At 52.0% G+C, this 24,593-nt stretch carries 21 protein-coding genes; 16 read left to right on the top strand and 5 right to left on the bottom strand.

Features of this window, described 5'->3' with window-relative positions; all coding sequences use genetic code 11:
• Positions 1–131 precede the first annotated feature (131 nt).
• The 3 genes from CHH75_RS14125 (at position 132) to CHH75_RS14115 (ending at position 3,936) form a co-directional block, all read left to right on the top strand.
• A complete protein-coding gene (locus CHH75_RS14125) occupies positions 132–1,697 on the top strand; it encodes an ABC-F family ATP-binding cassette domain-containing protein (protein WP_095263680.1) in 1,566 nt (521 codons plus the stop codon).
• Positions 1,698–1,974: 277 nt separating this feature from the next.
• Positions 1,975–3,039, top strand: a complete 1,065-nt coding sequence (locus tag CHH75_RS14120; protein ID WP_095263765.1) for a ThiF family adenylyltransferase — start codon at positions 1,975–1,977, stop codon at positions 3,037–3,039.
• Positions 3,040–3,225: 186 nt separating this feature from the next.
• Complete coding sequence (locus CHH75_RS14115) at positions 3,226–3,936, top strand: response regulator transcription factor (RefSeq protein ID WP_244908075.1); 711 nt, start codon at positions 3,226–3,228, stop codon at positions 3,934–3,936.
• A gap of 61 nt (positions 3,937–3,997) precedes the next feature.
• Here CHH75_RS14115 and CHH75_RS14110 read toward each other — a convergent pair whose 3' ends face one another.
• Positions 3,998–4,495: a C40 family peptidase gene (locus tag CHH75_RS14110; RefSeq protein WP_095263682.1), complete on the bottom strand. Its 498-nt coding sequence runs from the start codon at positions 4,493–4,495 to the stop codon at positions 3,998–4,000.
• 269 nt (positions 4,496–4,764) lie between these two features.
• A complete protein-coding gene (locus CHH75_RS14105; RefSeq protein WP_095263683.1) occupies positions 4,765–5,409 on the bottom strand; it encodes a thiamine diphosphokinase in 645 nt (214 codons plus the stop codon).
• A gap of 141 nt (positions 5,410–5,550) precedes the next feature.
• Between CHH75_RS14105 and CHH75_RS14100 the strand changes: the two genes are divergently transcribed.
• Positions 5,551–6,198, top strand: coding sequence for a trimeric intracellular cation channel family protein (locus CHH75_RS14100; RefSeq protein ID WP_095263766.1), 648 nt, complete (start codon positions 5,551–5,553; stop codon positions 6,196–6,198).
• A gap of 20 nt (positions 6,199–6,218) precedes the next feature.
• Positions 6,219–6,683: a low molecular weight protein-tyrosine-phosphatase gene (locus CHH75_RS14095; protein WP_095263684.1), complete on the top strand. Its 465-nt coding sequence runs from the start codon at positions 6,219–6,221 to the stop codon at positions 6,681–6,683.
• Positions 6,684–7,156: 473 nt separating this feature from the next.
• Here CHH75_RS14095 and CHH75_RS14090 read toward each other — a convergent pair whose 3' ends face one another.
• Positions 7,157–7,891, bottom strand: coding sequence for an alpha/beta hydrolase (locus CHH75_RS14090; protein ID WP_095398495.1), 735 nt, complete (start codon positions 7,889–7,891; stop codon positions 7,157–7,159).
• A 271-nt stretch (positions 7,892–8,162) separates the two neighbouring features.
• Here CHH75_RS14090 and pdhA point away from each other — a divergent pair, with 271 nt between their 5' ends.
• The 8 genes from pdhA to CHH75_RS14050 all read left to right on the top strand — a co-directional run bounded on the left by pdhA (position 8,163) and on the right by CHH75_RS14050 (position 19,049).
• Entirely contained in the window at positions 8,163–9,230 is a 1,068-nt protein-coding gene (gene pdhA / locus CHH75_RS14085; protein ID WP_095263686.1) for a pyruvate dehydrogenase (acetyl-transferring) E1 component subunit alpha, read from the top strand.
• 140 nt (positions 9,231–9,370) lie between these two features.
• On the top strand, positions 9,371–10,348 hold the full coding sequence (locus tag CHH75_RS14080; protein WP_095263687.1) for an alpha-ketoacid dehydrogenase subunit beta: 978 nt from the start codon (positions 9,371–9,373) through the stop codon (positions 10,346–10,348).
• 29 nt (positions 10,349–10,377) lie between these two features.
• The gene (locus CHH75_RS14075) at positions 10,378–11,691 is read left to right on the top strand and encodes a dihydrolipoamide acetyltransferase family protein (RefSeq protein ID WP_095398494.1); all 1,314 of its coding nucleotides are present in this window, start codon (positions 10,378–10,380) and stop codon (positions 11,689–11,691) included.
• Positions 11,692–11,694: 3 nt separating this feature from the next.
• Positions 11,695–13,116, top strand: a complete 1,422-nt coding sequence (lpdA, locus tag CHH75_RS14070) for a dihydrolipoyl dehydrogenase (RefSeq protein WP_095263689.1) — start codon at positions 11,695–11,697, stop codon at positions 13,114–13,116.
• A gap of 166 nt (positions 13,117–13,282) precedes the next feature.
• Complete coding sequence (gene thyA / locus CHH75_RS14065; protein WP_095263690.1) at positions 13,283–14,077, top strand: thymidylate synthase; 795 nt, start codon at positions 13,283–13,285, stop codon at positions 14,075–14,077.
• Positions 14,078–14,165: 88 nt separating this feature from the next.
• Positions 14,166–14,666, top strand: a complete 501-nt coding sequence (locus CHH75_RS14060; RefSeq protein WP_095398493.1) for a dihydrofolate reductase — start codon at positions 14,166–14,168, stop codon at positions 14,664–14,666.
• A 329-nt stretch (positions 14,667–14,995) separates the two neighbouring features.
• Positions 14,996–16,483: a glutamate synthase subunit beta gene (locus tag CHH75_RS14055; protein WP_095263692.1), complete on the top strand. Its 1,488-nt coding sequence runs from the start codon at positions 14,996–14,998 to the stop codon at positions 16,481–16,483.
• Between the two features lie 154 nt (positions 16,484–16,637).
• A complete protein-coding gene (locus tag CHH75_RS14050; protein WP_095398492.1) occupies positions 16,638–19,049 on the top strand; it encodes a type IA DNA topoisomerase in 2,412 nt (803 codons plus the stop codon).
• Between the two features lie 269 nt (positions 19,050–19,318).
• On the opposite strand, the gene CHH75_RS14045 is transcribed toward CHH75_RS14050, so the two are convergent.
• The gene (locus tag CHH75_RS14045) at positions 19,319–20,056 is read right to left on the bottom strand and encodes an HAD family hydrolase (RefSeq protein WP_095398491.1); all 738 of its coding nucleotides are present in this window, start codon (positions 20,054–20,056) and stop codon (positions 19,319–19,321) included.
• Between the two features lie 78 nt (positions 20,057–20,134).
• The gene (locus CHH75_RS14040) at positions 20,135–21,052 is read right to left on the bottom strand and encodes an ArsR/SmtB family transcription factor (protein WP_095263695.1); all 918 of its coding nucleotides are present in this window, start codon (positions 21,050–21,052) and stop codon (positions 20,135–20,137) included.
• 126 nt (positions 21,053–21,178) lie between these two features.
• On the opposite strand from CHH75_RS14040, the gene CHH75_RS14035 reads away from it, so the two are divergent.
• The 3 genes from CHH75_RS14035 (at position 21,179) to CHH75_RS14025 (ending at position 24,592) form a co-directional block, all read left to right on the top strand.
• The gene (locus CHH75_RS14035; RefSeq protein WP_244908076.1) at positions 21,179–22,369 is read left to right on the top strand and encodes an MFS transporter; all 1,191 of its coding nucleotides are present in this window, start codon (positions 21,179–21,181) and stop codon (positions 22,367–22,369) included.
• 136 nt (positions 22,370–22,505) lie between these two features.
• Positions 22,506–23,225, top strand: a complete 720-nt coding sequence (locus CHH75_RS14030; RefSeq protein WP_095263697.1) for a phosphonate ABC transporter ATP-binding protein — start codon at positions 22,506–22,508, stop codon at positions 23,223–23,225.
• A gap of 50 nt (positions 23,226–23,275) precedes the next feature.
• Entirely contained in the window at positions 23,276–24,592 is a 1,317-nt protein-coding gene (locus CHH75_RS14025; protein WP_095263698.1) for a hypothetical protein, read from the top strand.
• The last annotated feature ends 1 nt before the right edge of the window (position 24,593 follow it).

Genomic DNA, 24,593 nt, shown 5'->3' with positions numbered 1-24,593 from the left:
CGAAAAATGGTAGTTTCGGCGACGGTTCTTTCTATGCTACAATAAACTCTTGAGTGTGAATGTGTATGTGTCAAGCAGAAACATCATGAATACATCATGAGTTTATTTTATATAAGGAGCTATCATACGCCATGAGTTTATTGACAGTAGAGAACGTATCCCATAACTTCGGGGATCGCGTTCTATTTAAGAATGTTTCCTTCCGCCTTCTGGCTGGCGAGCATGTCGGGCTGGTCGGAGCAAACGGTGTCGGCAAGTCGACATTGATGAATATTCTGACCGGACAGCAGCTGAAGGACAGCGGTAAGGTGGAGTGGACGCCCAAGGTCCGCTACGGCTATCTGGACCAGCACACCAAGCTGACGCCTGGTAAAACGGTGCGCGACGTCTTGAAAGATGCGTTCCTGCCGTTGCTGGAGCTGGAGAAGGAAATGATGGAGATTACCGAGAAAATGGCCGATGCTTCTCCGGAAGAGCTGGAGCTGCTGCTGGAGCAGATGGGTGAAATTCAGGAGCAGCTGGAGATCGGTGACTTCTATCTCATTGACGTGAAGGTTGAAGAGATGGCCAACGGTCTCGGATTGTCTGTCATCGGTCTTGACCGGGATGTTGCAACCTTGAGCGGGGGACAGCGGACCAAGGTGCTGCTGGCCAAGCTGCTGCTGGAGAAGCCGAACGTGCTGCTGCTTGACGAGCCTACGAACTATTTGGACGTGGAGCATATCGAGTGGCTGACGCAATATTTGAAGTCTTATCCGTATGCGTTCATTCTGATCTCCCATGATACGGAGTTTATGAATCAGGTGGTCGATATTATCTATCACCTCGAGTTTGCCAAGCTGACCCGGTATACGGCCAACTATGAGAAGTTTCTGGAGATGGCCGATATCAACAAGAACCAGCATATCGAAGCTTACGAGAAGCAGCAGGAGTTCATCAAGAAGCAGGAGGATTTCATCCAGCGAAACAAGGCGCGCTATTCCACCTCCGGCCGGGCCAAAAGCCGCGAGAAGCAGCTTGAGCGTCTGGAGCGGATCGATCGTCCGGAAGAAGCAGCCAAGCCGGTGTTTAATTTCAAGGAATCCCGTGCCAGCGGCAAGACGGTGTTTGAAGGGATTGACTTTGAGATTGGTTACGATCGGCCGCTTCTGCCGAAGATGAGCATGACGATTGAGCGCGGCGAGAAGATTGCCATTGTCGGCTGCAACGGTGTGGGTAAATCGACGCTGCTGAAGACGATTCTCGGCAAAATCCCGCCGATAAGCGGCAAGGTGTATCAAGGGGATTTCCTGTTCCCTGCTTATTTCGAGCAGGAGGTCAGACCTGGAAATATTACGCCGATTGACGATGTGTGGAATGAGTTCCCGCATCTGAACCAGCATGAGGTGCGTGCTCATCTGGCCCGCTGCGGCTTGAAGAACGAACATATTACCCGTCCGCTTAAAGCGCTGAGCGGTGGTGAGCAGGCGAAGGTGCGCCTGTGCAAGCTGCTGATGCGTGAAAGCAACTGGATTCTGTTTGACGAGCCTACCAACCACCTTGATGTTGTGGCCAAGGAAGAGCTGAAACGGGCACTTAAGGAATACAAAGGCACCATTTTGCTCGTATCCCATGAACCTGATTTTTATGAGGATTGGGTGACAAAAACCTGGAATGTGGAAGACTGGTCTACGAGCAAACAGGTGAAAACAGAGTAACGGGTTAACCGGTGCAAGGTCAGGGGGGAATCGTCCGGACACGCACCTTACATCCCATAAGCAATAACTGAAGATTGCCCTCTCCGTTAGCGATGTGCTGACAGAGAGGGCAATTCATGTCTATGCGCAAGCACGGTGTGACCGCTGTTGCAACTGTGGTATCCTAATAGGATATAAGGAAGCCTGGGAGAAGGGAACGAAACGAATGCAAATCGAAAGCCATGACGAAAACCGTGACGAAAGCAAACCTTTTGCAAATGGTGATGAACAGCAGCAAATGCTATATTCGCGAGCCTATGGTCCCAGCGATGAAGAGCGCTTGAACCGTTATTCCAGACAAGAGCGCTTCGCTCCGTTTGGCAAGGAGGGGCAGCAGCGGTTAAAGCAGAGCCATGCGCTCATTGTCGGCGCCGGAGCGCTCGGAAGCGCGATCGCAGAGACGCTGGTCCGGGCCGGGGTAGGCAAGGTGACGCTGGCGGATCGGGATTATGTGGAGTGGAGCAATCTGCAGCGGCAGCAGCTGTTCACCGAACAGGATGCCGGGGAGCGGTTACCGAAGGCGGTTGCCGCGAAGCGCAGACTTTGCATGATTAACTCCGAGGTTACAGTTGAAGCCAGGGTGCTGGATGTGCGGGCAGGAGAGCTGACAGAGCTGGCTCGTGGTGTGGACGTCATTCTGGATGCGACCGATAATTTTGACACTCGGCTGATCATCAATGATTATTGCTATCAGCAGAGCATCCCCTGGATCTACGGCGGCTGTGTCGGCAGCACCGGCATGAGTTTCACCTTTCGCCCTGGAGCAACCCCGTGTCTGAACTGTCTGCTGGGGGCTGTCCCGTTCGGGGGGGACACATGCGATACGGCTGGCATTTTGCCGCAAGCGGTACAGATGGTAGCCGCCCACCAGACGATGGAGGCGATGAAGCTGTTGTCTGGTCATCCGGAAACGTTACGAGGCAAGATGGTATCATTCGATCTGTGGCGGAATGAAACCCTGGTGTTCGGGGTGGAGCAAGCGAGGAAGGAGGACTGCCCGACTTGTGGTGACAATCCGAGCCATCCATACCTGATGGCGGTCAATACAGAGAAGAGCGAAGTGCTCTGCGGACGCGATACGGTGCAGATCCGCCCGGCACGCCGGGTAGCGCTGAACCTGAGCCAGCTGTCCGAACGATTGAACGCGCTGGGGGAAGGGAAGGCGGCCGCCAATCCGTTCATGGTCATGTATTCACTGGGAGACAAGCGGATCGTTGTTTTTGCTGATGGCCGGGCGCTGATACACGGCACTTCCGATCTCGCAGAGGCGCGCACGATCTACCACCGGTATATTGGAGGATAGCTGACAAAAGGGTGGGCCTGTACACATCCGTATAACACATCCATTTCTCATTTATGAGGAATGGATGTTTTCGTATTGCGGCAATCTAAGGGTTGGAATCAAGAAAAGTGCAACCTTAGATCAATGAAACAGTCCAGAGCTGTATTATAGCGGTACTACATCAGGGTGAAAGCGGGGCGAAGACCTGTGGAAAGACGAATTATGGTAGCTGCAGGTCAAGGTGAAAAAACGGACAGGTATGTCAAGGAATTGGCAGAAGCGGGATACAGCGTTGTGACGGCTTACGACCAGACGGAGGTGCTGACGCTGCTCGAAAGCGGCGGGGCCGAGCTGCTGCTGATTGACAGCGGCCTGCCGGGGATGAACGATTTTGACCTTGTTCGCAGACTGGAGGCCCGGGCGGAGCAGCTTCCGGTCGTCGTCATCGGTCATGACGGCGCAGACGAAGCGGTCCATGCCTTGGAGGCGGGAGCCAATGATTATATTCCCGATCATGGGGATAAACGCGAATTTCTGGCCCGGGTTGCCAATGTGTTCAAGCTTTTTTACGCGCGGCAGAAGGAACAGGAGCGGACGATCCAGATCGGTGATTTAAGGATTGATCCGTCAAGCCGCGAGGTTGTGCGGAGCGGTGAGCTTATTCATCTGACCCAGAGGGAATATAAGCTGCTGCTCTATTTGGCCAAGCGGGCGAATCAAGTCTGCACCCGGGAGGAAATACTGAAGCATGTGTGGGATTTTGATTTTCATACCGGAACGAATGTGGTGGATGTGTACATCTTGCATTTGCGGGAGAAGCTGGATAAAGGTCATAAAACGAAGCTGCTCAGCACGGTTCGCGGAGCGGGTTATATGTTGAAAACACCGCTGCCATCCGATGCGCAGGCCGGAACATAATCGAAAGAAACATGAAAAAGGCCGCCCTCCTAACAGGAAGACGGTCTTTGCTGACTTTGACTTACAGTACGCGGCGTGCTTTCACGTACGTTTTGTTCCAGGTGCCCGAGTTCAGGTTGGAAATCGTTACGCCCGGTTTGCCATAGGTATGCAGAATTTTGCCATTGCCCATGTATACGGCCACGTGTGTGACGTTCGATCCGTTTGAACGGCTGCCGCTGGAGAAGAACACCAGGTCGCCCGTTCTAAGATTGCTTCTGGATACGGCTTTGCCGACTTTGGATTGTGCCGCAGATGTACGGGGTAGATCCACACCGTATTTTTTAAAGATATGCTTCATGAATGAAGAGCAGTCAAACACTTTGGTTGTGCTGGTGGACGCACCGAATTTGTACGGCGTTCCCATATATTTTTTGCCAAAGTTAACAACTTGGCTTCCTTTGCTAGTTGATGCGGCTTCTACCGGGGTTGCCGGAGCCACGGTCAGCAGGGCTCCGAATCCCATTGCTGCGCTCAGGCTGATGACTACAGCTTTCTTCGCCCAATTGTGTCGAGTCATGATGTAATACCTCCATATTGGTTGTTTTCTTTTGCGCTGAACCGAGTATATCAGATTTGAAATCATCTATAATTTGGATAAAACGCGCAAACCCTTGGGCGGCAAGGAATGAAAGCGGAATATTAAAATCTCATTAAAAGTTACAAAATATTAAGAATTCGTTCATTTTCAGATTTGATGAAAATAGAAAAACCCTTGGGAGCCAAGGGTTTTGGTCATGAATAGAGCTGTGGATACGAGCGGATTTTTTGATGACAAAAAAGTAATGATTACTTGTCTTTACTCTGAATAATGAGCAGCAATCCGCCTTCGATCTGAACCGTTCCTTCATCGCCGAGCAGCCGGTTGCTGACGCCAAGGGACTGTCCCATTCGCAGCGTAGCGTTGTGCAGCGGGTATTCAAAGCCGGTCAGTTCGATGCCGGTCACTTCGGGTGTGAGCGGCAGCAGCGACACATAAGTATAGCCTCTCTCTTTCACGATACAGCTGGAGCCGGTCAGGGTAATATAATTGGAGCTGTCCAATATGGAACATTTCACATGATGCTGAAGCCCTCGGATCAGCATATGAATGTTGACAAGGGTATGATCGAGCCTTGAGCCTGTCCCGCCCAGAATCAGAATCGATTCGGGAGATTGGTCGAGCGCATGGTCGAAGGCCATCTCCGTATCGGACGAGTTTTTATCCACCGGATCGCATTCGATCACCTGTCCGCTCTGCTTGCGGACCAGCTCAAGCTGCTCGGGGGTAATGGAATCAAAGTCGCCGACGGCCAGATGCGGCGTCACCCCGTGTTCAATAAGAAACAGGGCGCCTCGGTCGGCACCGATGATGTAATCATCGGGTTTAATCTCATCAATAAACGTTGGTGACAATTCTCCACCGGTAAATATAAGAACACGTGTGCAGTCCATGATTAGAATTCCTCCTTTGTTGTAGGAATTGCCATTGTACTATAGTATAGTAGAGATTCTACGCTTGCACAATTTCAGCAGGCGCGGCTAAAATGGTAGAAGTATATCTTTATGCAGTGAAAGGAACTATCAATTTTGGACTTGCATGTGTTTGACCTTTTCAGCATCATCGGCACGATTGCGTTTGCCATGTCCGGGGCATTCGTTGCCATGGAAGAAGAGTATGACATTCTGGGCGTTATCGTGCTCGGGATGGTGACCGCTTTTGGCGGAGGAATTATCCGCAATGTGCTGATCGGCGTTCCGGTTACAACTTTATGGAGTCAGGGGAATCTGATCCTGCTGGCGCTAGTTTCTGTTATGGTTGCTTTTATCCTTCCGCTGGCCTGGATTCAGCACTGGAAGAAAACCGAGGTGCTGTTTGACGCGATCGGCTTGTCGGCGTTTGCGATCCAGGGGGCGCTGTATGCGGCCCAGATGAATCATCCGCTCAGCGCTGTCCTTGTGGCGGCTGTCCTGACGGGAAGCGGCGGGGGAATCGTCCGTGATCTGCTGGCTGGGCGTAAACCGCTGGTGCTTCGGGATGAAATCTATGCGGTATGGGCGATGCTCGGCGGCGCTGTTATCGGACTTGGAATCGCGAGCTCCACATGGCAGCTGCTGACGCTTTTTATCGTGGTCATTATGTTTCGGATGCTGTCGGTTCATTATAAATGGAGGCTTCCGCGGCGGTCCCTTCAGGCTCAGGGAAGCGTGACGGATAGCGCCAACAGTAAATTGAATCTGTAATGCTGAAAGGAGAGAGGGAATTGGTGTCGGTATTGTTTGTATGTCTGGGGAATATATGTCGGTCGCCGATGGCTGAAGCGGTGTTGAGGCACAAAATTGAACAGCGGGGACTGTCGGGGGCGGTGAAGGTGGATTCGGCCGGGACCGGCGATTGGCATATCGGCAATGTGCCTCATGAGGGTACGCGAAAGCTGCTCGATCGCTGGGGAATCAGCTATGAAGGCATGGTCGCCAGAAAAGTGAAGGAGTCGGACTTGGTCGATTTCGACTATATTATCGGGATGGATGATTCCAACATCAGTAACCTGCGCAAGCTGACTGGCGGAGCGGAGGCGGAAATTATGAAATTCATGGATTTGCTTCCGGAGGAACGGCTGCGCGAGGTGCCCGATCCGTATTTCACCGGCAATTTTGATGAGGTGTATCGACTGATTGATGCCGGATGTGACATCCTGCTGGACAAAATCGTTGCGGAAAAGCTATAATCGTTTCGAATATAAGATGTATGCTTAAAGGGACTCGTTCCCCGAATCGGGTATGAAGAAAGCTGGGCTGCTCTATGCAGGAGCAGAGGACAAGCTTTTTTCATCACAGCAAATTGTAAGCGCTTATCCTATGTAGCTGGCGGTTCTTCCGAAGGGGGCAAGTTCTATCCATAGGGGCGAACCATTGGAGCGGACAAGTCTTGTGATCATATGGGAGGCTTCTCGGTCAGGTATGAGACAGGGGGTCAAAAAAAGATGAACAATGCACATTCCATAAAGAAAAGTTGCGGCTGGCTACCCGAAAGGGCGAACACTTGGGCACCAGGCTTTTCTTGGGATTATAGAGTGAGGTCACCCGGCTGAAGCCGGTCCAGGTTCTCTATCCCGTTAATGCGCGTTTGTTCATCTTTTTTTATCCATGCTATGAAAAGAAATGCGGCCCCTAAAGGGCCGCTGGCCGAAGCCGAGGTATGTTACTCGGCCTTCAGGAAGTAACGAAGGGCGTCCGGCAGCTCCTTCTGCCAGAATCCCCAGATGTGGCGGCCGTCCTTCTCGGAGTAGGATACTGTGGCACCCCGCTCTTCAAACAGATCCCTGGTCGTGCGGTTTAACTCGACAAAGTTATACACGCCCGTGTCCGTTGCATAGCTGTCCTCCTGCAAGCCAACGATCATGTAGACATCGAGCCAGGACAGGTCGCTGTGGATGGAGATCATGCTTTGGGATTTCTCGTAAAAAGCGCCGGAGAGGCTGATCACACGCGTAAACAGCTCCGGATATTGCAGTGCGAGATGGACCGATACGCTTCCGCCGAGCGAGTCGCCGGCCAGCACACGTTCAGATGCATCGCGGCGAACCGGATACTTTTCTTCTATAAAGGGAATAATCTCTTCGGCGAAGCATGACAGATACGCATCGAAGCGGCTGCCAAACGGCGCGTATTCCTCTGTGCGGACTTTGGTGTTCACTTCCACGCCCACGATGATGAAGGGCTCATAGCCTTCTTCCAGAATCAATTGATTGGCCCAGGTGGCAATGCGGCCAAAGTTGAAAAATTCCTCGCCGTCCTGGCAATAGACGACCGGATAGCTGAGCACCTCGTTGTAGCCGGGCGGGAGGTAGATGCGGAGGGTCCGATCTTCCTGGAGATGGCGACTGTGGATGACCTCCTTTACAATGGTTCGTTTCAATAATCGTTCATTCGTCATGAGTGATCACCTTTTGGGTTAGTTTTTGAAAAGCTGTATACAATAAGCTAAAATGTACCTGGTTCGCAAGCTGCGCCTGTTGCAGGATCACCCTGCTGTGTTACCCGTAGTTTTACAACTGTTATAGTATTAACAACGCCCTGTTATACATACAAAAGTCAAGAAATATTAAATTTAACGCCGTATTTCTTTGACGAAAGCAATAAAACAGGTGTATAATAATTCTATAACAGCGGAACTTGATATTCAAATATTTATTGAGGTGAAAAAAATGACCAAGGTTCCTTATGAAGTATACACCGAGGAAGTGGAAACTCTATCCGTACTTTCCCCGGACGGCGAAATCGTAAACAAAGATCTTCTGCCAGAACTATCCGATGATCAATTGAAAGAGATTATGTACCGTATGGTATTTACCCGTACTTGGGACGATCGTGCCGTTAACCTCGGCCGTCAAGGTCGTCTCGGTTTTTATGCGCCTGTATCCGGTCAAGAAGCTACGATGATCGGAAGTGAATTCGCACTAGAGAAAGACGATTTCGTATGCCCGGGCTACCGCGACATGCCGCAAATCGTATGGCACGGCCTTCCGCTTTATCAGGCATTCCTGTATTCCCGCGGCCATCAGCATGGCGGACAAATTCCTGAGGGCGTGAACGTGCTTATGCCTCAAATCATCATCGGTGCGCAAATTTTGCACGCGATGGGGATTGCAATGGGCTACAAATTGAAGAAGCAAAAGCAAGTTGTTATCACATACACCGGTGATGGCGGTTCCTCCGAAGGCGACTTCTACGAGGGTCTGAACTTTGCAGGAGTTTACAAACTGCCGGTTATTTTCTTTGTACAAAACAACGGCTATGCCATTACAACTCCTTTCTCCAAGCAGACAGCAGCGCTTTCGATCGCTCACAAAGCTGTTGCAGCCGGTATTACTGGCGTGAAGGTTGACGGTATGGACGTGTTTGCTGTTATCAAAGCGGTTCGCGATGCTGCTGAGCGCGCTCGCAATGGCGAAGGCGCCACGCTGATCGAAGCTGTAACTTACCGTTTCCGTCCGCATTCCCTGTCTGACGACGCTACGAAATATCGTACGAAGGAAGAAGAAGGCGAGTGGAACGAGAAGGACCCAATCGCGCGTCTTGCGAAGTATCTGGAGAAGAAAGGCCTGTGGACCGAAGAGGATACAGCTCGCGTGAAAGAGGAAGCAAAAGCGAAAGTGAACGAACAGATCAAAAAGGCTGAGCAAACCGAGAAAATGACCATCCCTGGTCTGATTGACAGCATGTTCGAACATACACCGCATGATCTTGAAGAGCAAAAAGCTGATTTTAAATAAAATCGGCTGCTGCTTCATGCCGCGGTATGAAGCCTTTGGTAGCATATTGATGCCAGTGCGTTGATCTGGCTGACGAGCGATATAAAGCACACATTCCGAAAGTTTATGTGAACTGTAATGTCTAAGGAGGAAATGAAGCAATGGCACAAATGAACATGAAAGAAGCGATTCGCGATGCGATTCGCGTTGAATTGAGCCGCGACCCTAACGTTGTTGTCTTCGGTGAAGACGTTGGTCATGTCGGCGGTGTCTTCCGGGTAACCGAAGGCCTTCAAAAAGAATTCGGGGAAGAGCGCGTATTCGATACGCCGCTGGCTGAATCCGCAATCGGCGGTTTGGCTGTCGGTCTTGGCATTCAGGGCTTCCGTCCGATTGCCGAGATTCAATTCGTCGGATTTATTTTTGAGGCGCTGGACCAGATGGTCGTACAGGCAGCTCGCATGCGTTACCGTTCCGGCGGCCGTTACAACTCGCCAATCGTATTCCGTACTCCATACGGCGGCGGAGTTAAAGCGGCTGAGCTGCACACCGATGCGCTTGAAGGTTTGCTTGCACAATCTCCGGGTATTAAGGTTGTAGTGCCTTCCAACCCATACGATGCCAAAGGCTTGTTGATCTCGGCAATCCGTGACAACGATCCGGTATTTTTCATGGAGCACTTGAACCTGTACCATGCCTTCCGTGCGGAAGTTCCAGAAGGTGACTACACGGTGGAGATCGGCAAGGCGAACGTTGTTCGCGAAGGTTCCGACGTTACCATTATCGCTTATGGCATGATGGTACACACCGCTGCCAAAGCAGCTGAAGAGCTTGAAAAGAACGGTATTAAAGCCGAGATTATCGACCTGCGTACCGTTTCTCCTATCGATATTGACACGATCGTGGCTTCTGTTAAGAAGACAAACCGCGCTATCGTCGTTCAGGAAGCGCAGAAATCTTCCGGCGTCGCTGCCGAAGTGATTGCACAAATCAACGAAAAGGCGATCCTGCATCTGGAAGCTCCAGTGCTTCGCGTTGCACCGCCGGATACTGTATATCCATTCGCTCAAATTGAGGATGCCTGGCTGCCTACTCCTGCACGCATCGTAGAGGCCGTTAACAAAGTCTTGAATTTCTAATCGCAGCAAATTTCTAGGGAGGTTTTACAGTGGCAAAATTTGAATATCGTTTCCCAGAGCTGGGTGAAGGGCTGCATGAAGGTGAAATCATCAAAATGCACATCAAGCCTGGCGACAAAGTAACAGACGACGACATCATCATGGAAGTACAGAACGACAAGGCAGTCGTGGAAGTTCCTTGTCCCGTAAACGGTACGGTTCAGGAGGTTTTTGCCAAGGACGGTCAAGTGTGCCGTGTCGGTGAAGTTGTTGCTGTTATCGATGCTGAAGGTGACATTCCGGATCAAGGCGGTCATGCTGACGAGCAAGCGGCTCAAGAAGCTGACGCAGCTCAAGGCAGTGCGGATACTACTTCTTCTCCTGCTCAAAACGCTCCGTCGGATGCGAAACAGGGCGAAGCTGGCGCTGCAGCAGCACCGGCTGCACCTAACCGTGAAGTGTTGGCGACGCCAAGCGTTCGCAAGTTTGCTCGCGAGCAAGGCGTTGACATCGCTCAAGTGCAAGGCACTGGCAACAACGGCAAAGTGACTCGCGAGGATGTGGAAGCATTCAAGAACGGCGGCGGTCAAGCGGCAGCGGCAGCTCCTGCGCAAGAATCGACTTCCGGTACTGCAGCAGCAGCTCCAGCAGTTGATGCACGTGCTGAAGAAGAACGCGTTCCGTTCAAGGGCATCCGCAAAGCGATCTCCAATGCGATGGTTAAATCGGCTTACACCGCTCCGCACGTTACGATTATGGATGAAGTGGATGTAACCGAGCTGGTGGCGTTCCGTACACGCATGAAGCCAATCGCAGAGAAGAAAGGCACGAAAGTGACCTATCTGCCATTCATCGTTAAAGCGCTCGTTGCGGCTTGCCGTCAATTCCCTGCGCTCAACGCGATGATCGACGAAGAAGCGAACGAGATCGTATACAAAAAGTACTACCACATCGGTATCGCTACTGACACAGACAACGGCCTGATCGTGCCGGTTATCAAAGATGCTGACCGTAAGAGCATCTGGATGATCGCTGACAGCATCCGTGATCTGGCTGCTCGTGGACGCGAAGGAAAACTCGGTCCGAACGAAATGAAAGGCAGCACCATTTCCATCACTAACATCGGTTCCGCTGGCGGTATGTTCTTCACTCCGATCATCAACTTCCCAGAAGTTGCGATTCTCGGAACAGGACGTATCTCGGAGAAAGCCGTTGTGAAGAACGGCGAAGTTGTGGCTGCTCCAGTGATGGCGCTGTCCCTGAGCTTCGACCACCGCATCATCGATGGTGCAACAGCACAAAACTTTATGAACTATATTAAAGAGCTGCTCGCAAACCCTGAGCTGCTTGTTATGGAGGTGTAACTAATGGTAGTAGGAGATGCTTCTCTTGATATCGATACACTAGTCATTGGTGCTGGACCTGGAGGTTACGTGGCGGCGATTCGTGCCGCCCAGCTGGGTCAAAAGGTACTGATCGTGGATAAATCTGAGGTTGGCGGCGTGTGCTTGAACCGCGGCTGTATTCCTTCCAAAGCGCTGATCTCGGCTGCTCATCAATTTGAGCAAGCTAGCCATGCAAGCCAGTTCGGCGTGAACGTTGAAAACGTAAGCGTGGATTTCAGCAAAACACAGGAGTTCAAGAACAGTGTTGTCAAAAAGCTGACCGGCGGCGTTGGTTCCTTGCTGAAAGGCAACAAGGTTGAAATTTTCAAAGGCGAGTGCATGTTCATCAACGAGAACGAAGCGCGTGTGTTTAATGAAAACGAGTCTCCGCGCTATCGCTTCAAAAACTGCATCATCGCTACAGGTTCCCGTCCAATCGAGCTGAAAGCATTCCCGTTTGGCGGACGGATTCTGTCCTCCACCGAAGCGCTTGAGCTTGAAGAACTGCCGAAGAGCCTTATCGTGATCGGCGGTGGATACATCGGTGCTGAGCTGGGTCAAATGTTCTCCAAATTCGGCACGAAAGTAACCATCATTGAAGGTATGGAATCCATCCTGAACGGATTCGATCCGGATATGACCAAACTGGTTGCGAAGAACATGCAAAAAACCGGCGTGGAAATCGTAACTAACGCGAAAGCGGAAAGCGCAGAGCAAACCGACAAGGACGTGACTGTGAAGTACTCCGTTAACGGCGAAACGAAAGAAGTGACCGCAGACTACCTGCTGGTGACTGTCGGCCGTCGTCCTAACACGGACGGAGAGCTAGGTCTTGATCTGATCAACATCGAAATGACCGATCGCGGTCTGATCAAAGTTGACCATCAAGGACGCACCAACCATCCGCATATCTTTGCGATCGGTGACGTTGTTCCTGGACCAGCTCTGGCACACAAAGCTTCCTACGAAGGTAAAGTGGCTGCTGAAGCAATCGCAGGCCTGCCATCCGTGGTGGACTACAAATGCGTACCGGCAGTGGCTTTCACAGATCCAGAATGCTCCAGCGTAGGTCTGACGGAAGCGCAAGCGAAAGAGCAAGGCTACAAAGCGAAATCCGCGAAGTTCCCGTTTGCGGGTAACGGACGCGCATTGTCCTTGAACAGCCCTGACGGTTTCGTGAAAATCGTTGCTGACGAAGAAACAGGTCTTGTTCTGGGTGCTCACATCGCAGGTATCGAAGCTTCCAACCTGATTGCTGAGCTTGGTCTCGCAATCGAAATGGGTGCAACGCTTGAGGATATCGCATTGACTATCCATGCTCACCCAACGCTTGGTGAAATCGTGGCGGAAAGTGCCGAGCTTGTTCTTGGCCATCCAATTCACGTGGTAGCACCGCGCAAGTAAGGACTGATTCATCAAGGACCTCATGTGTTCTATACGGAGGCTGCCTCGGCCGGGTTGTCATGACCTGGCCTGGGCAGTCTTTTTTTATATCAATGTATGTGACTGAAAAGTAGCGTTATGATAAACTATGAGCTAAGACATCAGGACGAAGAAGGTAGGTTGTAGGATGAGAAATTACTTGGAACTGCTGCAGGATATTATGGACAATGGCGTGAAGAAAGAGGACCGCACCGGGACCGGGACATTGTCGGTTTTCGGGCGTCAGCTCCGGTTTGATCTATCCCAAGGCTTCCCCCTTGTGACAACGAAGCGGATTCATATCAAGTCTGTGGTGCATGAGCTGCTCTGGTTCCTCAGAGGGGACACGAACATCCATTATCTGAAGGAGAACGGGGTGCGCATCTGGGACGAGTGGGCGGATGCGAACGGGGATTTGGGCCCGGTGTACGGCTCGCAGTGGCGCGCCTGGGAGGCCCCGGACGGCCGTAAAATCGATCAGATTGCAAACGTGATTGAAGCCATCAAGAACAACCCGGACTCCAGACGCCATATGGTCAGCGCATGGAATGTGGCGGAGATCGACAATATGAAGCTGCCACCATGCCATTTCGTATTTCAGTTCTATGTAGCCGAAGGCAAACTCTCCTGCATGCTGACGATGCGTTCGGTGGATACGTTCCTCGGGCTTCCGTTCAACATCGCCAGCTATGCGCTCCTGACCCACATGGTCGCCCAGCAATGTGATCTTGAGCCAGGAGAATTCATCTGGTCCGGCGGGGATGTACACATTTATCTCAACCATCTGGAGCAGGTGAAGACCCAGCTTGCGCGTGAGCCGTACGCGCTTCCGAAGCTGATCATCAAGCGCAAGCCAGATAGCATTTTCGATTACCAATATGAAGATTTCGAGTTTGAGGGTTATCAGCATCATCCAACGATCAAAGCAGAGGTAGCCGTCTAAACAGACACGCAACGTGCGGATCAGACTTATCTTGCATCCATGACCCGCGCAGGAGAACCCCGCAGTTGATAATGAAAGGAGGTTGTTTATGACGATATCGATGATATGGGCAATGGGGAAAGACCAGGTGATTGGCCGAAATGGAGGCATGCCGTGGCATTTGCCGAAAGATATGGCGTATTTCAAAAGAATGACGCTGAACAAGCCGATCCTGATGGGCAGGAAAACATGGGAATCGTTCGGCAGCAAGCCGCTCCCGAATCGGACCAACATTGTGCTGACGCGCGATCCAGGCTTTCAGCTGAAGCCGGAGGAAGGCATCGTTATCCATGAGCTGGAAGATGCGCTCGCTTATGAGGGCGAGCAGGAGCTGATGGTCATCGGCGGTGCGCAAATCTATGAGCTCATGCTGCCAAAAGCGGATCGGCTCTATGTCACTTTTATCGACCATGCGTTTTTAGGAGACACCTTCTTCCCGGAAGTGAACTGGGAGGAATGGCAGGTGGTGGAAGAGGTGCCGGGCATCACGGACGAGAACAATCCATACCGCTATCGCTTTGTCACCTATGAGCGCAAGGTTCGCAAATAAGAGGCCATAAATTCCTGCTCCCTGATATTACTATCGCCGATAGAGACTTTTATAGTCGGAAAATACAAATGATCATGCATATAATCCATTTAACATGCAAAAAGTGAAGTGCTACTATATCTCTAATGTTTATACATGAAGTTGTTTATTTAGCCAGGAACCGCAAGCTTTCGACAGACTGATAAAAATTTTACTTGGCATAAATAAAAAAGTTGTATCAGCTTCTTCACGGTTTCTTCGATATAAATCGATCGGTTATTGTTGATTTATGATATGATATTTTGTACATGTATTTCACCAGTGATAGAACGGATGGGGGTAAAAGCAGTATGTCAACACCAACAGGATTTATGGAATATCAGCGTCAGCTACCGGCAGACCGGGATCCGGCAGAGCGCGTTAAAGACTGGGAAGAGTTTCATAAACATTTAGAAGAAGAAGAGCTTCAGACCCAGGGAGCACGTTGTATGGACTGTGGTACGCCATACTGCCACACAGGTATCGACATGATTGGCGGAACGTCCGGGTGTCCGATTCACAATTTGATTCCGGAATGGAACAACCTCGTATACCGCGGGTTATGGAGAGAAGCGCTGGAGCGTCTGCACAAGACCAACAACTTCCCTGAGTTTACCGGACGCGTGTGTCCTGCGCCTTGCGAAGGCTCCTGTACGGTAGGATTGATCGGCCAGCCCGTGACGATCAAATCGATTGAGCAGGCGATTATTGACAAGGGCTTCGAAGAGGGCTGGGTCGTTCCTGAGCCGCCTGAGAAGCGCACAGGGCGTCGTATCGCCATCGTTGGCTCCGGACCTGCGGGTCTGGCTGCAGCGGCCCAGCTGAACAAAGCAGGCCACTCTGTGACCGTGTTCGAGCGTTCCGACCGGGTAGGCGGACTGCTTACGTACGGCATTCCGTCGATGAAGCTGGACAAGGGCGTTGTACAGCGCCGTGTGGATCTGCTGGCGGCCGAAGGCGTGGAGTTCGTGGTGAACACCGAGATTGGCAAAGACATCCCGGCACAGCAGCTTGTGGATGAGTATGATGCGGTCGTTCTGTGCGGTGGTGCAACAAAGCCGCGTGAATTCAACATTGAAGGCAGCGATTTGAAAGGCGTTCATTATGCGATGGACTACCTGAATGGCACGATCAAGAGCTACCTTGACTCCGGTCTTCAGGATGGAAATTATATTTCCGCTAAAGACAAGGACGTTATCGTCATCGGGGGCGGGGACACCGGCTCTGACTGTGTGGCAACCGCACTTCGTCACGGCTGCCGGAGTGTCACCCAGTTCGGTACGCACAAGCGTCCACCGCTGGAGCGCGATCCGATTGCCAACCCGTGGCCGCAATTCCCGAATGTGTATACCCTCGATTATGCACATGAGGAAGCGAAGGCGCTGTTCGGCGAAGATCCGCGTGAGTTCTCGATCATGACGACCAAATTTGTCGGCGACGAGAACGGCAACCTGAAAGAGCTTCATACGGTTCAAATCGAGCGGATCGTGGATGAAACCGGCCGCAAAATCTATCAGCCGATTCCGGGCACGGAAAAAGTATTCCCGGCTCAGATGGCGCTGATCGCAATCGGCTTCGACGGACCAGAGCAAACGCTGGTTCAGCAGCTGGGGCTGGAGACAGACCGCCGCACGAACGTGAAGGCGCCTTACGGCAAATATACCACCAATGTTGACAAGGTGTTTGCTGCCGGGGATATGCGCCGGGGCCAAAGCCTGGTTGTATGGGCGATCAACGAAGGCCGCGAGGTGGCTCGCGAGGTTGACAAGTATTTGATGGGCTCTACGGTTTTGGTTTAATCCAATCCGAAAATATGATATATTAATAGATACAGATAAGGACTTCGCGCTGGCGAAGTCCTTTTTTAGAGGCAAGGATATGTTTAATCTTGCCAATATCGACAATGAAACGGCTTAAGATAAGTTTCTGTGTGGTAGTAGGAGGAGAGTCGAATTGAAGACGCTGGTCATTGCCGAAAAGCCGGATATGGGGCGCAATATTGCCGCCGTGATTGAACCCCGGGCCAAGAACAATCGGACGTATCTGGAAGGGGAGCAGTACATCATCACATGGGCGATCGGTCATCTGGTCGGTTTGGCCGAACCGGAGGCGTATGACTCGAAGTATAAAAGATGGAATTTTAACGATCTGCCGATCATTCCCGAGCGCTTCAAGATCGTGCCAAACCCGAAAACGAAGGATCAGCTGAAAGTGATCGGCGAGCTGGCCAAACGCTGCAGCAGCATTGTCAACGCCTGTGATGCAGGGCGCGAGGGGCAGTATATTTTTGCCTTAATCCAGCAGCAGTTAAAGCTCAGCCAGCCGGTCAAAAGACTGTGGATTTCCGACCTGACAGCCGAAAGCATCGCCAAAGGCTTTGCCGAGCTGAGAGATGGCGCGGAATTTGAATATCTGACCCAAGCGGCAAGAGCGCGCAGCGAAGCGGATTGGCTGATCGGCATGAATGCATCCCGCGCGTTTACTACCAAGCATCATACGCTCCTGTCCGTGGGCCGGGTGCAGACTCCGGTTCTGGCGCTGATCTATGACCGTGAGAAAGAGATTGAGGCGTTTGAGTCGCAGACCTTTTACGATGTGAAGGCGTTGTTCCAGCAGGATGAACTGGAGTATGCAGGAACCTGGCAGGGAGAGCGGCTGACTTCGAAGGAGAAGGCCGATGAGATTGCAGGCAAGGTGAAGGGGAAAACCGGAAGAGTTGCAAAGTATGAAGTCAAGGAGACGAAGGAATATCCGTTCAAGCTGTATGATCTAACCTTGCTTCAGCGTGAAGCGAACGCGAAGTTCGGCTATTCCGCGAAAAAAACGCTGGACATTGCCCAAGCGCTGTATGAGCGGCATAAAGTGATCTCTTATCCCCGTACGAACTCCAACTATGTAAACGAACAGAATATCGACGGGATGCATAAAGCGCTGCACATGCTGAAATCGACACCGTATAAGGAGATGGCGGAAGCGGCAGAGCCGGGCCGGGTACATAAAAACAACAGGGCGGTCTGCAATCCGCAGCGGGTCGAGGATCACCATGCAATTCTGCCGACGCTGAAGCGTCCGGGCACGTTGAGCAAGGAAGAGCAGCAGATTTATGATCTGATCATCATCCGTTTTCTGTCCCATTTCTACCCGCCGGCGATGTATAAGCAGCATACGGTTATGACAGAGGTGGAAGAGGAGACCTTCAAGACCAACATCAAGGAGCTGCTGTCTCTCGGCTGGAAGGTGCTGTTGGAGAAGGAGCAGGGGGAGAAGGAGAAGAAGCGGTCCAAATCATCCAAGAAAGGCAAAGAGGATGAGGAGGAAGAAACGCTGGAATGGAATGATCGCCCGTTTGTGATCCAGCCGGAGCTTCCGGTTCAGTGCAAGCGCTCCGAAGTAAAGGAGAAGGCCACCCAGCCGCCCAAAAGTTATACGGAGGGGACGCTGCTGAAAGCGATGGAAAGCGCGGGCAAATCGATTGAAAACGAAGAGCTTCGCGATGCGATGAAGGAGAGCGGGCTCGGCACGCCGGCAACCCGTGCAGCCACGATTGAGCGGCTGAAGAAGGTTGGCTATATTACGATGCAGGGCAAACGGATCACCGTGACCCAAAAAGGGAGATCCGCGGTGGAGCTGATCCGGCATGCAGGCGTCGAGCTGTTGGCGTCACCGGAGATGACCGGGCAATGGGAGCGGAGGCTGAACCAGATTTCCAAAGGGGAAGCGTCTGCGGAACATTTCATGCACAATGTGCAGAAGTTTACACTTTCGATCATCAGCAAGGTGTCGACGCAAAGACCTGCCCCGCCGTCGATGTTTGAATCGGAGAAGGATCGCGCGAAAGGCAAGGGGCGTGCCGGAGGCAGAGGCGGTAAAGCCGCATCGACTGCGGGCTCGGGTACGGCCAAGGGCCGCACGACGCGAACGAACGATGCTGGTCCTGGTCAGGATACCGGACAGGTACGGGAACAAGCTCGTATTCAAGGATCTGCACAAGGGCAATTACGTGGTCAAGCAGAACGTATGCAGGATACCAGATTGTCTGCTGCAAGCAAGCCGGTGCCTCCTGCGGCAAGAGAGACCTTCGGCATCTGCCCGAAGCCGGGCTGCGGCGGTCAGATTATCGAGGGCCGCAAGGGCTATGGCTGCACGCACTTCAAGCAGGGCTGCGGATTTGTCATCTGGAAGGAGTTTGCCGGCAAAAAAATTTCGCATCCGATGCTGAAATCGCTGCTGTCCCAAGGGAAAACACAGCTGCTGTCGTTCAAGCGGGAGGACGGATCTTCATATAAGGCGCGGATTGTACTAAGCGCTACCGGGGATGGCAAGCTGGCACTGCAGCCAGAGGCAGCAAATGAAGCTGCGCGGTAAATCGTGCGCACGTACGGGTTCATCCTGTGCTCCATTCATTCATCCGCTCGCTTGTCGAGTGTGATCAACACTGAACAGCACGCATACAACAGGGCTGCCGATCGGTCAATGTGCAATGACCTTTCAGGCAGCCCTGTTTGCGCTGACAGTTGGTATAGCTATATAGGTGCTGCTTGCTTCTCACGCCAGCGTTACGTCTTCCATTCCAAACCCCTGGAGTAGATGTTCGCTTGAGGCAGCGTTAGGCGATGCCTCAATGACGACAGGTACTACGTGAGGTGGTTGTGGATGACCTCCGGCACTTCGGTCAGGGCGGATACGGTGTACAGCACATGATGCGGCTTGACGTTGATTTCAACGAGGTTGTATTCCCATTCCAGCTTTTGCTCGATATAGATGCAGTTGATGCCGGCCGACAGGGCAGGCATAACATCGGTACGCAACGAATTGCCGATCATCCAGGTGCAATGGCGATCGAAATGCTTCAGCGTGAGAATGTTCTCAAGCGCTTCTACGTTTTTGTGCTGGCGAATATAGATACGATCGTCAAAATAATCGGCAAGCTTCATCTGCTCAATCTTGCGCTGCTGGATCCGAGCTTCCCCGCCGGTATACAGATACAGGTGATGACCTTCGCCGCGAAGCCGCTCCAGCGTTTCGACCATCCCGGGATAAGCCTCAACTTCCTGTTCATACACGCTCATTCCGAGCGAGAACAGCTGCTTCTCTTCTTCCTCGTTCAACTCGCGTCCGTATTGTTCGCTGAAGAAGCGGTAGGTGGCAATGAGCGACTCAGGAAAGTTCACGCTGGCGAAGCCCACCTTGTTCACGCCGGCCACATCGATTTCGATCTGCTTGGCGCGAACCAGTTCGGTGGTAAGCCCGTACGGCTCAAACCAGGCGGTCATCTGCTCGAAATATTCTCCCAGAACAAGCTCGAAATATTTATTGCAATGAATCAATGTATCATCCAAATCAAAGATAAGATGCTGTGATTGTTGGTTCATAAGTGATCTCCTTCTCGGTGCAGGAAAATATAAAATTGCTTCATCCTCTTATCGGTGACAGGCCCAGCACACCACCTTTTAGGACAGACGAATATAATTCTCCAGGAACATCTGCAGCTCTGACGCGCCGTCCGGCCGCAGGCTGAATCGTTCGTTATTCTCGGATTTCAGATGGGATCGAAGCAGTCCTGCCGCTCTTAGAATCATCAGATGGTGCATCAGCGTTTCGTAGGGCTGTCCAAGCTCGACCGCCATCTCCGATACGGCCTTCGGCTCATCGGCGATATAGCGCAGCAGCTTCAGCCGCTCCGGATCCGCCAGCGCTTCGGTCATGCGCAGCAGCACGACAGGCGGCTCATCCTCGTCTTCTTCGGGAATATCAATCGGATACTGGAGCAGAATCAGATTGTCATAGAAGCAGTATGTGTTGATCGGCCGAAAGTGAGTGCCTGGAAACAGCGTAACGTTTGTCTGCGGCACGTGATCGAGAATGACACCGCTGGAGGCATATTCGATCAAGTTTTCCGGATCCATCTTCGTCAAGAGCAGCTGCTTCTCTTCGGCATCCTCTTGCAGCAGGGGGCGAAGATCGCTCTCTACTTCGGCAAAATAATGCTCGTGCCACAGTTTTAATAGCGGTGTATAGCTTGTGCGAATTCGGTTCGTTTCATCCGCCGTCAGCCAGGAAATATGCTCGGCGAGCAGGCGATGCAGCTCATCGGAGGATGAGGTTTCCAGCCAGTGCAGAAAGTCCGGAATCTCATCATGCTCTCCTCTCAGCATAACGATGGCGTACAGCACATCATAATCGGCCAGCGGCCAGAAGCGCGCTTCGCCCATTTGCACGCGCACCGGCTGGGGCAGACAGGCATCCATTCGCGTAATGAGCTGTTTGCCAATGTCCAGATTGTCCGTCCACTTCCTTGTTGCATATACCATAAAGCTGCTGACCAGCTCGTATACTGTGGATACATCGATATGAACTTTATATGTCATGAATAAGTACCCTCCCAAGTGATGGCATTGTAATTATTATGGCTTGTATCGAATGGGGTTGTCCACTATAATGTTCATTTGGCTGTTTGATTATTTGCTTTTATGACAGAGGGGGAAGCGTGGTTCGTGACACAAGCTGGACATACCCGGCAGGGGAACATTCATTATTTTATACTTATAGGGGTTGTGATTGCTGCAGGTCTAAGTCAAGGCCTGCTGCTTCCGGTCCTGGCCATATTTCTGGAGCGGATGGGCATATCGTCCACGATGAACGGACTGAACGCGGCGGCGCTGTATGTCGGCTCCTTCGCCATGACGCTGGTGGCCGAGCGGGTGCTCGGCTGGGTAGGTTTCAAGAAACTGATTGCCGCCGGTCTTGTGCTGGTGATGCTCTCGCTGCTTGCTTTTCCGTTAATCCCAAGCGTTGCGCTATGGTTCGTGCTGCGCTTGCTGGTTGGTATCGGGGACAGCGCGCTGCATTATGCGTCACAGCTGTGGATTCTGATGATGTCAACGCCGGAGAACCGCGGGCGAAGCATATCGTTCTACGGCATGTCCTACGGGATCGGATTCAGCATCGGTCCGCTTGGCATCTCCCTGCTGAAATACGGGGAGGCCGTACCGTTTATTATTTTGGCAGTTCTGTTCTTGCTGCTGCTGGTTGTGGTGCTGTTTAAGCTGCCGGATCTGAAGCCGGAGCGGAGCCAGGGCACGGAGACGGCCGGAGGAGGAAGATACCGCACCAGCTATCGGCTGGCCTGGTATGCGTTAATTCCGGCGTTTCTGTATGGATATATGGAGTCGGGCATTAACAGCAGTTTCCCGGTATATGGCCTGCGCACCGGGTTTACGGTAGAGCAGATCGCGGCGCTGCTGCCTTTTGTCGGCATTGGCGGATTGCTGCTGCAGCTTCCGCTCGGCATGTGGAGCGACCGGTTCGGCCGCAAACGGGTGCTGACGTTCGCCGGTATTACCGGGGGACTCTGCTTCCTGCTTATACCGCTGGCGGGCACGAGTTTTTGGATGACGCTGGTTCTGCTGACGATCGCCGGCGGATTCGTCGGTTCCTTCTTCTCGCTCGGACTTGCCTATGCGGCAGATATTTTGCCGCGCACGCTGCTGCCTGCAGCCAATGTGGTGGCTTCGTTTCACTTCAATGCCGGCAGTATCGCCGGACCGAACGCAGGCGGGGCGATCCTCGGGACCGGCTGGAATGGCGGCATGTTTGTACTTCTTGGCGGACTATACATTTTATTCGCATGTACCGGCATATTATTTAAGGTAAAGAAATCAACCGCGGATCAAGAATCGCTATAGAGTCTCTTGTCGGCTGCATCTACTGGTATATCAAGAGGGCACGGCACCGAAGGGAACGTGTGTTCTCATGGAATTTGCCGCCGCTTTCTTCTAAACTAGAGAGTAGGAATATGCACTTGACGGGAGAGACGAATAGATGATCAAAGTGGAACGGCTTAAGAAGACAGTTGGACCTGATAGAACCCCTGTGCTCAAAGATATCAGCTTCCAGATGGAAACCGGGGAAATGATCGGATTGATCGGTGCCAGCGGAAGCGGGAAAAGTCTGATGATGGGCTGCCTCGCGATGAAGGAACGATGGGACGGCGGCAAATTGCTCATTGACGGAGAAGATATGATGAATCCCTCGGGGAAACGGACAATCAAGAGGGAGTGGGCATATCTCGAGCAGAATCCGACGCTCAATGTGAACCGGACCGCGCTGAAGAACGTACTGATCGGACAAGCGAGTCAGACGCCATGGTGGCGGATGGTGACCGGCATGGTCCGTTCCGATGATTATATGGGAGCGATGGATACGATTGAGCATCTGGGGCTGCTTGACAAAGCGCATCGCAAGGCCGGAGAGCTGAGCGGGGGAGAGAAGCAGCGCATCGCGATTGCCCGTGCCCTTGTGCATGGCGCGAAGGTCATTCTGGCTGATGAGCCGGTGATGGGACTTGATCCGGGCTCTGCCGAGCATGTTCTGAAGACGTTGAAATCGCTATGCGAGGAGGAACGTTTGACGGTCATCACGGTCATTCCGATCGAGCTGGCCGAGAAATTCTGCACCCGTATCATCGGGCTGGCCGATGGTCAAATTGTGGTGGATGTCACCGGCAGAAGGCTGACACATGGCGAGAAAGCCAGGCTGTAAAACCATAGTCGCCCACAATGGCGCTTATAATAGAAATGAGTTGATAAGGATTGAGACACAAAATAGTGCAGGCTCTGTCTTCTTTGCTGCTCGTCATCATGCTGAGCGGCTGCTCCTTCATTGAGGACCCGATATCCTTGATTAAAACGCCGGATTTGCCTGCGGACAAAGCTTCGCTTAACGGGGTGATCCAGTCTCAGCTTCCAACAGGGGCATCGATTCTGAGGCCGCGCAGCGATACGGACAGCAGTCAGATCCGGATCGAGGATCTGAACAATGACGGCATTCTTGAGGCGGTGGTCTTCTACCAGACGCCGGATGAAGAGATTCAGGTGCACGGTATGATTTTGCAGCAGCAGGGCGACACCTGGGTAAAGAAGCTGAATTTTGACGGGGAAGGGACCGTACTGGAATCATTCGATTTCGTGGACCTGACCAACGACGGCAATTATGAGATTGTGGCCGGTTTCTCGCGCGGGGACAGGGAACTGCAAAACGGGCTGATCGTCTATCAGTTTACAGGCGATGCGCTGGAGAAGCTGGTTCCTCTTCCTTATACGCACTTTGAGATCGGAGATATGAACGGAGACGGCGCCAACGATCTTACGGTTGTATCCCTCCAGAAGAACGAACTGTCCTATATTGTGACGTATCAATATAACATCTTCGATAAGACGTTTAGTGAAATCGACCGGCTGGACCTTGGGTCCAACGTGGAGAGTTATTACAATATTGTCGCAGGAGAAGTGGCGGAGGATAAAGAAGGGATTATACTGGATACGCTCGTATCCTCGAATGATTCCTTTACCAAGCTGATCATTATGGAGGACAACAAGTTTATCGATGTCATTAAGGATGACTCGATGACCTATAAGCCGTTTCCGATCGATAGCGAGGATATTAACGGCGATGGCATTCTGGAGATCGGGGTGCCGGAGACGCCGGTCGGATGGGAAAGCAGGCTGTATGAGGAAATTCCGTATTTCACTACGTATTATCAGTGGGACGGGGAGCTGTCCGAGGAAGGCAAAAAAGGCACATTGAACTTCGTGCTGCAGCGTTATCATGATATCAACAACCGTTTCTATTTGAATTTTCCGGAGGAGCTCTACAACCAGATTACGATCACGCCGGAATCCAACAAGGAAAGTTATTTGAACTTTGTTAAGACGGAGACGGGGGAGTCGGTCGCGGAAATTCAATTCTTCAACATGACCCAGTGGGCTGAAGCAGATCCGGGCTGGAACGTGCTGATCAGAGATAAGAACCGGGTCATTGCCTACCGCAGCCACGGGGATTTGAAGTTTACCAAAAAAGAGAATAAGCCAAGCAACAATGTGGCTCCTATCGAAAGAAAGGGGAACTAAA

The organism is Paenibacillus sp. 7541 (assembly GCF_002276395.1).
In the GTDB taxonomy this organism is placed as follows: Bacteria; Bacillota; Bacilli; order Paenibacillales; family Paenibacillaceae; genus Paenibacillus_AQ; species Paenibacillus_AQ campinasensis.
Note: the sequence above shows the minus strand (reverse complement) of the source record. Positions and strands in the feature narration are given on the sequence as shown.